At 63.4% G+C, this 9,563-nt stretch carries 9 protein-coding genes; 4 read left to right on the forward strand and 5 right to left on the reverse strand.

Annotated features, from left to right (window positions below):
- Window positions 1-4 precede the first annotated feature (4 nt).
- Complete coding sequence (locus HY852_RS14405) at window positions 5-700, forward strand: DUF6064 family protein (protein ID WP_291605426.1); 696 nt, start codon at window positions 5-7, stop codon at window positions 698-700.
- Between the two features lie 15 nt (window positions 701-715).
- Here the strand turns inward: HY852_RS14405 and HY852_RS14410 are convergent, their stop codons facing one another.
- Window positions 716-1,669, reverse strand: coding sequence for a ketopantoate reductase family protein (locus HY852_RS14410; RefSeq protein WP_291605427.1), 954 nt, complete (start codon window positions 1,667-1,669; stop codon window positions 716-718).
- A 156-nt stretch (window positions 1,670-1,825) separates the two neighbouring features.
- On the opposite strand from HY852_RS14410, the gene HY852_RS14415 reads away from it, so the two are divergent.
- Window positions 1,826-2,377 (forward strand): TetR/AcrR family transcriptional regulator, encoded by a 552-nt coding sequence (locus tag HY852_RS14415; protein ID WP_291605428.1) that lies wholly within the window; start codon window positions 1,826-1,828, stop codon window positions 2,375-2,377.
- Between the two features lie 10 nt (window positions 2,378-2,387).
- Here the strand turns inward: HY852_RS14415 and HY852_RS14420 are convergent, their stop codons facing one another.
- The 4 genes from HY852_RS14420 to HY852_RS14435 form a co-directional block, all read right to left on the reverse strand.
- Window positions 2,388-3,179: a helix-turn-helix domain-containing protein gene (locus HY852_RS14420; RefSeq protein ID WP_291605429.1), complete on the reverse strand. Its 792-nt coding sequence runs from the start codon at window positions 3,177-3,179 to the stop codon at window positions 2,388-2,390.
- Between the two features lie 109 nt (window positions 3,180-3,288).
- Window positions 3,289-3,948, reverse strand: a complete 660-nt coding sequence (locus tag HY852_RS14425) for a glutathione S-transferase family protein (RefSeq protein WP_291605430.1) — start codon at window positions 3,946-3,948, stop codon at window positions 3,289-3,291.
- Window positions 3,945-5,117, reverse strand: a complete 1,173-nt coding sequence (locus tag HY852_RS14430; protein WP_291605432.1) for an acyl-CoA dehydrogenase family protein — start codon at window positions 5,115-5,117, stop codon at window positions 3,945-3,947. The genes HY852_RS14425 and HY852_RS14430 overlap by 4 nt, the downstream gene beginning before the upstream one ends.
- 133 nt (window positions 5,118-5,250) lie before the next feature.
- The gene (locus HY852_RS14435; RefSeq protein WP_291605433.1) at window positions 5,251-6,387 is read right to left on the reverse strand and encodes an acyl-CoA dehydrogenase family protein; all 1,137 of its coding nucleotides are present in this window, start codon (window positions 6,385-6,387) and stop codon (window positions 5,251-5,253) included.
- Window positions 6,388-6,731: 344 nt separating this feature from the next.
- Between HY852_RS14435 and HY852_RS14440 the strand changes: the two genes are divergently transcribed.
- Window positions 6,732-8,285, forward strand: a complete 1,554-nt coding sequence (locus HY852_RS14440; protein WP_291605434.1) for a long-chain fatty acid--CoA ligase — start codon at window positions 6,732-6,734, stop codon at window positions 8,283-8,285.
- 60 nt (window positions 8,286-8,345) lie between these two features.
- A partial coding sequence (locus HY852_RS14445) for an ABC transporter substrate-binding protein (RefSeq protein WP_291605435.1) occupies window positions 8,346-9,563 on the forward strand: 1,218 nt, incomplete at its 3' end.

The following is a 9,563-nucleotide window of genomic DNA, read 5'->3' on the forward strand; positions in this document are numbered from 1 at the left end:
GACGTTGCCCTTCACGACAGAGCAATTCTTCGAGCTGTTCGCCGCCTATAACGTCGCGGTATGGCCAGCTCAGGTGTTCGCTTACGTGCTGGGCCTGGTCGCGATCTATGGAGCGCTGCGGCCGGCGAAGATCGAGTGGCGATTATCTGCCGCGATCCTCGGCGTGTTCTGGTGCTGGAATGGCTTTGGATATCAATTCACCTATTTCGCCCGGATCAATCCGGCCGCTTACGCTTTCGCGGCCCTTTTCACTGTTCAGGGCATCCTGTTCTTCGGCTGGTCGCTAACGGCGAAGCTGGACGGCGTGGGTTCAGAGAGAGTGCAGTCCATCGGGCGGCTCAGATGGATCGCAAGGACAATCGGCCTGGTTATCATCGCCTATGCCATGCTCGCTTACCCGATACTCGGCATTCTGGCCGGACACGGTTGGCCGCGCTCGCCGGCATTCGGCATCGCGCCCTGTCCGACGACGATTTTCACGTTTGGTATTCTGTTGCTGTGGTGGCCGCGCACGCGGTGGTGGCTCATCGTGCTTCCGCTGATCTGGGCGGCTATCGGTTCGACCGCTGCCGTGCTGCTTTCGGTTCCGGAGGATTTGGGGCTGCTCGTTTCCGGGATAATCGCTGCTTCGTGGTTCGCCTTCACCCGGAGCAGTTACGCGGCGGAACATCCGTCCCAGGAATTCCGGTCGGATAGTTAGCTGTCAGCTTGTTTGTCATGCGGCTGTGGCAGCGGCGGCGCGCCGCTCCACCTCTGCGCAGAGTGACAACATTGTCGGCGCGCTAACGCCACTGGCCGCAATCATGTGCCTGCAATCGCGGGCGAGATCGCACATGTCATCGGGCGCGGCGTTGGCGTGGCCGTCGATGGCCAGCGCGGCAAGGCGCGACGCGAAGAACCGGCGCAGAGCCGGCACAACAAGCGGCCGCGGCAGATACGCCATCACGCGCAGCTTGGCCGGCGACGGCGTGACACCGAGCTTGCGCAAGCAGTTCAGTCCCTCCCGCACGCCGCTGATGAGCGCCAAGAGCCGCTTGGTATCTGCCGCAAGCTGCGCCGAGCGCCCGCCGGCGGTATATAGCGCGCCGCAGATCGCGACGACAAAGAAGGCATGGCTCTTCAGCCAGGCCTCCATGTCGGAAACCAGCGCCGTTGCAAAGCCGGCTTGCCCAAAGATCTGTGCGATGCTGTTGCAGCGCGCTCGGTCCTGTCCCGCGACGGGACCGAACGTGGTCGGCTGCTGGCGCACAATGACATATCTTATGCGCTCGCCGTCATGAACCCCGCCGGCCCCGGGGAAGCCGAACCGCACCCGGTCGGCGCCATAGCGGGCGACCAGATCGGCGACACGCAGCGGACAGTTGAGGAAGAACAGGATCTCGGTCGCCCCTTCGAGGCGATCAAGCACTGGCAGCAGGGAGGTCAACTGGCGGTCGCGCACGGCAACCAGCGCGAGGTCGAAGCGCGGGTCGGCCGGCAGCTCCGCCAGCGACGTAACGGCGATCTTGCGGCGTTCGCCCGATAACGCATCCTCCAGAACCAGGCCGTGGGCTTCTAACTCCGCCCGCCGACGTCCTCTGACAAGCACTGTCACCTCATGACCGGCAAGTGCCAGCCGGCCGCCATAGATCGTGCCGATCACGCCGGCGCCGACAACCAGGATCCTCATGGGGCCACTCCCGACGATGCTCCACAAATGCAATTTCTATTGCGTTTATGGCTTGCCGTAAAGCAGCAAAAATTGCATTAACAGACCATGCCAGACACAACGCACGCCCCTGTTCGCCGGCGTCCCGGCGGTCGCAGTGCCCGGATCCGTGCGGCTGTGCTGCGTGCCACCGCAGACGAGCTCTCGGAAGCAGGCCTTGCTGGCGCATCTGTCGGCCAAATCGCCGCGCGCGCCGGCGTTCATCCAACCTCGATCTACCGGCAGTGGGGAACGCCGGAGGCGCTGGTGCTTGACGCCGCGCTCACCGCCGCAGCGTTACACATCCCTGTTCCTGACACCGGCTCGCTGCGCGGCGATCTGACAGCTTTCCTGACAGCTCTCGACCGGCATGTCCGTTCGCCGCTCGGCCGTGCGCTGCTGGCTCTCTCGGGCGCAAGCGAGCCGGCGGTCGAGGCCGCGCGCGATCGGTTCTGGCGGGAGCGCCTTGGGCTGGCAAAGACCATCTTCGAACGCGCGAAGCATCGGCGCGAGGCTGCAGCGGATACCGACCCGTCCATGGCGATCGAATTCGCCATCGCGCCGCTCTACCTGCGAGCCGGCGTAATGCATCGCCCGCTGACCAGGCAGGCCCTGTCTCGTCACGTAGAGACTGTGATCCGCGCCTTTGCTCCGGCAAGAGCGCGAGGCAGGCCGCGTTCGTCCAGCTGAACGAAACGAGCTAGGCGGCCTGTCCGCTGCGGTAGATCGCAAGATCGCGCGAGCCCATGAAGATGGCGCGCGGCTTCAGCCCGTAGAAGCGGCGGATCGAATGGCTGAAATGGGTCGAATCGGGATAGCCGATATCCTGCGCCAGATGCGCAAGATTGAGGTCCTGATTGGCGAAGTGCAAGAGATGCCGCGCACGCTTCCAGGCGCGGAAGGAGCGGAAGGAAATCCCGGTCTCCTCCTTGAACAGATGCAGGAAGCGCGATGCCGACAGCCCGGCATCTGCCGCGCAGCTGTCCGCCGTCACCGGCTCACCGGAGAAACGGCCGATCTTTTCGATGGCGCGCACAACACGCGGGTCGAGCACGCGACGCGGCAGCGGCTCGCCGAAGCACAGGGTGTCGAAGTCGGCGGTGGTGATGCCGCCGGGACACCCGCTGCGCCTGAATTCCTCGTAGACCGAGCGAATGCGGTGCACGAAGGACTCGCGTTGCGGTCCTGTCATCCGCCCGACCAGATGCTCGCCCGCACCGGCGCGAATGCTCTCCGGCTCGACAAGGACGGACAGCACCGAGCGGTATTCGCTCATGATGGTGTGCCTCAGGTTCGGCGGGACGATCGCCAGCTCGCAACGGACCTCCTGGCCGCCGGCGGTGGTGAGCCGCAGACCTTCCCTGATCGCCACATAGATGTGGACCGCGCCCGAGCAGCGTTCGCGCGGCCGGCCGAGCAGCCCCGCGTAGAACACGCGCTCAGGGGTAATCAGCATCAGATGGCCGGATTCACGGCCCTTGTCGTCTTCCATGGTCGGTCCTCCTCGCGCGGCTCTTTCGGCCGCTGCGGTTTGGTCTACCATAGCGCAAAAACACAACGGAACTCCAACAACTTCGGAGCACCTGACGTGCGGTTTGCGGTCACGTCCGCATCACGCGGGGCGTAACGCTCTGCTCAACCCCGGCGCGGCGTTCCGCGGCAACCGCACGCTGGAATCCGTCGCGCTGCTGCAGGCGCGCCCAATAAGCGGCCACATTCGGCCCGAAATCCTTGGACAGTCCCAGATTCTCGGCGAGCCGCAACGCAAAGCCGATGACGATGTCCGCGGCCGTAAATCGGCCGGCGCACAGGGTTTCGCGATTGGCCGAGGCGGTTTCCACCGCGCGCAGCCGGCCCAGGAACCATTTTGCATAATCGTCGACTACCTGCGGGACACGCCGCTGCTCCGGCTCGAGCTGGCTGTAACGGAGCACCAGCGTTTGCGGGAACGTCAACGTGGCGTCGCTGAAATACATCCAGTTCAGGAACGCGCCATAGTCCGATTCGTCGACGCCGACCATCAGCGGGGTCGGGCCGTATTTGGCGCCGAGATAGTGGCAGATGCCGGACGATTCCGTCATCTTTGTCTCGCCATCGATCATGAACGGGATGGTGCCGAGCGGATTGATCGCAAGGTATTCCTTGGCAAAGACTCGCGGCGGGAACGGCAGCATCTTCAGCTCGTAGGGCAGCCCCATCTCCTCCAGCATCCAGAGCGGGCGGAACGAGCGCGCGGAATCGCAATGGTAAAGCGTGATCATGCTCGGTTCCTATTCTCGCCGCTGCCGGGCAGCGTGCCCATCATCTTGCATAGCACCATGAGCATCACCTCGTCGGCGCCGCCGCCGATCGAGGTCAGGCGGCTGTCGCGATAGGCGCGACTGACCGGCGTCTCGTTGGTGAAGCCCATGCCGCCCCAATATTGCAGGCAGGCGTCGGTCAGTTCGCGCCCGAGCCGGCCCGCCTTCAGCTTGGCCATGGTCGCAAGCCGCGTCACGTCCTCGCCGGCGACCAGCGCTTCGGCCGCGCGATAGATCAGGGAACGCAGCAGCTCGACCTCGGTCTGCAGCTCCGCGAGCCTGAAGTGAACGACCTGGTTGTCGAGGATGCTGGCGCCGAAAGCCTTGCGGTTGCGGGTGTAGGCGATCGTCTCATTGATGATGTATTCGTGGGATTTCAGGCACGCGGCCGCGCCCCACAGCCGCTCTTCCTGGAACTGGATCATCTGGTAGGTAAAGCCCTTGCCCTCCTCGCCGATCCGGTTGCGCTTGGGCACCCGCACATTGTCGAAGAAGATCTGCGCCGTATCGGATGAGCGCATGCCCATCTTGTCGAGCTTGCGCGCCACCGTGACGCCCTTGCTCTTAATCGGCACGCAGATCAGCGACTTGTTGCGGTGGATCTGACCCTCGCTGGTGTTGACGAGCAGGCAGATCCAGTCGGCCTGGGTGCCGTTGGTGATCCACAACTTGCCCCCATTGATGACGTAGTCGTCGCCGTCGGAGCGGGCGTTGGTCTTGATGGAAGCGACATCCGAACCCGCACCCGGCTCGGAAACGCCGATGCAGGCGACATAGTCGCCCGCGATCGACGGCGCCAGGAATTCGCGCCGCACTTCGTCCGAGCCGAACCGCGCCAGCGCGGGCGTCGCCATGTCGGTCTGCACCCCGATCGCCATCGGCACGCCGCCGCATTTGATCGCGCCGAGTTCCTCCGCCATCATCAGGGCGTAGCTGTAGTCGAGGCCCGCGCCGCCGAATTCGGCCGGCTTGTTGAGGCCGAGGAAGCCGAGCTGGCCCATCTTCTTGAACAGCTCGTGCGCGGGGAATATCTCGGCCTTCTCCCATTCGTCGACGAAGGGATTGATCTCGTTGGCGATGAATTTTTGGAGGGTGCGGCGGATTTCGTCGTGATCGGCGGTGAAGAGCATTTTTGTCATTCCGTTCAGCACAATTGTTTAAGCACGTCTTGGCCGGGCTTGTCCCGGCCATCCACGTCCTTGCTCATTTCAGCAATCAAGACGTGGATGCCCGGGACAAGCCCGGGCATGACGAAGGGATCGGTCACAACCCCATCTGGCGGCTGGCGAGATCCTTCATGATCTCCTCGGTGCCGCCGCCGATCGCGTTGACCTTGACCTCGCGGTAGATGCGCTCGACCTTGATGCCGCGCATGAAGCCCGCGCCGCCGAAGATCTGCACCGCCTCGGAGGCGCAAAACGCCATGGTCTGCGTCGCCTGATTCTTCATCATGCAGATTTCCGCAACCGGGTTTTCGCCCTGTTCGAGCCGCCACGCCAACATCTCCAGCATCGCCTGCGTCGCGGCGACCCTCTGGGTCATGTCCACGATCTTGTGCCTGATCACCTGGTGCTGCGAGATCGGCTTGCCGAACGTCTTGCGTTCCTTGGCATAGGCAATTGCTTCCTCGACGCAGACGCGGGCGAACGCGGTGCAGCCCGCCGCCATGCCCATGCGCTCGCTGTTGAAATTACGCATGATGATCTTGAAGCCGGCACCCTCCTCGCCGATCAGGTTCCCGGCCGGGACACGACAATCATCAAAGTGCAGGGTTGCGGTGTCGGACGCCCACCAGCCCATCTTCTTGAGCTTGGTTCGCGACAGGCCGGGCGTACCGCCTTCGATCAGGAGCAGGCTGACGCCGCCGGGGCCCTCGCCGCCAGTGCGAACGGCAACGGTCAGATAATCCGCTCGAACACCAGACGTAATGAAGGTCTTTTCGCCGCTGACGACATAGTGATCGCCGTCGCGGCGCGCCTTGGTGCGCAGATTTGCAACATCCGACCCGCCGCTCGGCTCGGTGATCGCGAGCGCGGAAATCTTCTTGCCCGACAGCACCTCGGGCAGCACCCGCGCCTTGACCTCCGGGCGCGCGGCAAGCGCGATCGGCGGCGAGCCGATGGTATGGCTCATCAGGCTTGAGCTGACGCCGCCGGCGCCGGCCCGCGCCAGCTCCTGCGAGGCGACGATCTTCATGAACTGGTCGGCAGGAACCCCGCCATACTCCTCCGGATAGCCCAGGCCGAGAAGGCCGATATTGGCGGCCTTGCGGTACAGCTCGCGCGGAAATTCGCCAGCCTCGTCCCATTCATGGGCGTAAGGCTCGATCTCCTTTTCCACGAAGCGGCGCATCACCTCACGGAAGGCTTCATGCTCGGCAGTATAGAAAGGGCTCTTCATGACATGGCTTCCGCGCATCCCCGCAAATCGCGAACCAAAATGGCGCTCCCGCACGAGCTACACTTGCGTCTAGTGGCTGGCATTGGCGGCGGTTCAATTTTCACATGAGCGGATCGCTGCGACTCCGAAAGAACTATTCGCATCAATGCGCCAAAAAGTCTCCTCTTCGCAACCCGATACTGTTCCAGCCACTTGACGCAAGACAGCTTGCGCCGCGATGGCCCCACTCGCACAAGCGTATACCATGCTCAAGAGTCCGGCTGGCGCACAGGATCGGGTGTGGGCATGGTGCGCGCCAATCAATGGAACAAGCGGCGCAAGACCGCCCACATCCGGAGGAAACTGTGCAGGTCCGTTACTACGACTGGATCGCTCATTACGGCCGCCGTACGCCCGGCAAGACGGCCGTCGTCGATCTCGCCAGCGAGCGCCGCTTCACCTATTCCCAGCTCGATTCCCGCGTTTCGCGTCTCGCCAGACACCTGCGCGACCGTCTCAACGTTTCCCGCGGCGACCGCGTTGCAGTGCTGGCGCAGAACACCACCGATACGCTGGAGGTGCAGTTCGCCTGCGGACGGCTGGGCGCGATCTTCCTGCCGCTGAACACCCGCCTGACCGTCCCCGAATTACAGTTCATCGTCGGCGATTCGTCGCCGAGGGTTTTGATCCACGACGACGAGCTTGCCGAGACGGCGCTGGCGGTCGCGAAACTCTGTGGCGTCGCTTCCACGCTTCTGCTCGGACCAACCGGTTCCTACGAGGCCGGCATTGCGGCCGCGAAGCCGCTCGACGGGGTGGAAGAGGTCACGCTCGATGACGTCTCGACCATCATGTACACGTCGGGCACCACCGGCCAGCCCAAGGGTGCCACCATCACCCACGGCATGACGTTCTGGAATTGCATCAATCTCGGCGGGCCGGCCTGCATTTCCCCGTCCTCGGTGCTGCTCACGGTTCTGCCGCTGTTCCACACCGGCGGACTCAACTGCTACACCAATCCGGTGCTCCATGCCGGCGGCACCGTCATGATCATGCGCACCTTCGATCCGGGCCAGGCGCTGCAACTGATCGGCGATCCCGCTCGGGGCATCAACGTCTTCTTCGGCGTGCCGGCGATCTACCAGTTCATGGCGCAGCACCCCTTGTTCGAGAGCGTCGATCTCAGTCGGCTGATCATCGGCGGCGTCGGCGGCGCGCCGATGCCGGTGCCGCTGCTCAAGACGTGGGAAGCTCGCGGCGTTGCCCTGCAGCAGGGCTACGGCATGACCGAGACCAGTCCCGCGGTGCTCGTGCTCGATCGCGAGGATGCCGCCCGCAAGGCGGGCTCCGCGGGAAAGCCGGTGCTGCACACCGAAGTACGCGTGGTGCGGCCTGACGGCACGGACGCTGCGGTCGGCGAACTCGGCGAGCTGTGGGTCAAGGGCCCGAACGTCACCCCCGGTTACTGGAACCGGCCCGAAGCCAACAAGACGTCCTTCACCGAGGGCTGGCTGCACACCGGCGATGCCACGCGCGTCGATGAGGAAGGCTTCTACTACATCGTCGACCGCTGGAAGGACATGTACATCTCCGGCGGCGAGAACGTTTACCCCGCCGAGGTCGAGAGCGTCCTGCACCAATTGCCCGCGATCTTGGAAGCCGCCGTAATCGGCATCCCGGATCCGCAATGGGGCGAAGTGGGCCTCGCCATCGTGGCGGTCAAGCCCGGCCAGACCGTCACGGAAGCCGAAATGTTCGCCCATTGCAGCGCAAATCTCGCCCGCTTCAAATGCCCGCGCCAGATCCGCTTCGTCGACGCGCTGCCGCGCAACGCCACCGGCAAGATTCACAAGCCGACCTTGCGCCAGGGTTTCTCGGTCGCCTCCGAAGTCGACAAAGCCAGCGCCGCCAAGGCCTGACCGCGCGGTACGCGCGCCTCTCCTCCATCCATCCTCCAACCAGAAGACGAAGGAATGCCTATGAAGACCAAGACTGTGTCTCTGCTCGCTGCGGCAACTGCTTTCACGTTGCTGGCAGCCCCGAACGCGTTTGCGCAGAAGAAGTACGACACCGGCGCGTCGGACAGCGAGATCAAAATCGGAAATGTAGAGGCCTACAGCGGCCCGGCTTCGGCCTACGGCATCATCGGCAAGACCGAGGAAGCCTACTTCAAGATGGTGAACGAAAATGGCGGCGTGAACGGCCGCAAGATCAACTTCATCTCCTATGACGACGGCTACAGCCCACCCAAGACGGTGGAGCAGGTCCGCAAGCTGATCGAGAGTGACGAAGTCTTCCTGGTGTTCAACGCGCTGGGCACGCCGACCCAGACCGCCGTGCAGAAATATCACAACGCCAAGAAGGTGCCGCAGCTGTTCCTCGCCACCGGTGCCAGCAAATGGAACGATCCGAAGAACTTCCCCTGGACCATGGGCTTCCAGCCCAGCTACCGGGTCGAGGCGCGGATCTTCGCCAAGTACATTCTGAAGGAGAAGCCCAACGCCAAGGTCGCGGTGTTCTATGCCAATGATGATTTCGGCAAGGACTACGTGCTCGGCCTGAAGGAAATTTTCGGCGACAAGGCCTCGTCAATCCTCGTCGCCGAGGAGAGCTATGAGACGACCGAGCCTTCGATCGATTCCCATATCGTCAAGCTGAAGGGAACCGGCGCCGACGTTTTCGTCAACATCTCAACGCCCAAGTTCGCTGCCCAGGCGATCAAGAAGATCGCCGAGCTCGAATGGAAACCGATGCATGTCATGACCGACGTTTCGATCTCGATCGGCGCGGTCATGAAGCCGGCCGGGCTTGAAGCCTCTGAAGGCGTCCTTTCGGCGGGCTATGTGAAGGATGCCGCGGATCCGCAGTGGAAGGACGATCCGGGCATGAAGAAGTTCATGGCCTTCATCGAGAAGTACATGCCGGGCGCCAATGTCTCGGACACCAACCTGGTCTACGGATACACCGCGGCGCAGACCATGGTGCAGGTGCTCAAGCAGTGCGGCGACGAGCTCACCCGCGAGAACGTGATGAAGCAGGCCGCGAGCCTGAAGGGTTTCCCGACGGATTTGCTGATCCCCGGGATCACCATCACGACTTCGCCCACCGACTTCGCCCCGATCGAACAGCTCAAGATGATGCGGTTCAAGGGCGGCAAGTGGGAGCTTTTCGGCGATATCATCAGCGCCGAGACGGGC

Origin of the sequence: Bradyrhizobium sp. (assembly GCF_016213215.1) — a bacterium.
Taxonomy (GTDB): Bacteria; Pseudomonadota; Alphaproteobacteria; order Rhizobiales; family Xanthobacteraceae; genus Bradyrhizobium.